This window comes from Sedimentitalea sp. XS_ASV28 (assembly GCF_041224545.1).
Lineage (GTDB): Bacteria > Pseudomonadota > Alphaproteobacteria > Rhodobacterales > Rhodobacteraceae > Sedimentitalea.
The window spans coordinates 1-281 of sequence record NZ_JBGFGP010000074.1 but is presented as its reverse complement, the minus strand read 5'-3'; the positions used below and the strand labels follow the sequence as shown (position 1 = coordinate 281).

1 protein-coding gene is annotated in these 281 nt (G+C 60.1%); it reads right to left on the bottom strand.

The features are described from left to right. Nucleotides 1-213, bottom strand: a 213-nt coding sequence (locus tag AB9K34_RS03510) for a hypothetical protein (protein ID WP_369953061.1), incomplete at its 3' end; no start/stop codon positions are given. Nucleotides 214-281 lie beyond the last annotated feature (68 nt).

The following is a 281-nucleotide window of genomic DNA, read 5'->3' as shown; positions in this document are numbered from 1 at the left end:
GCGGATGGCGCGGGGCACCGCGAATGTGATCCATGTCCCGGCTGGCCATCCAGTCGGCCAGCTCCCCGGAGATGTAACTGCGGCCATTATCGCTGAGCAGCCGGGGCCGATCCGGATCTTCTCCTCGGCCGGATGATGCTGCCTGGTGCGCCGCCGAATATCCTTCACGACCTTCTCGGCGGGCTCTTTCTGCGTTCCGGGTTTCTGTATCATCTCCACTCCTTGGCGGTTACGATGAGCCAGAAACCCTCCGTTACGAAATCAAATCAGATGTTCCAAAG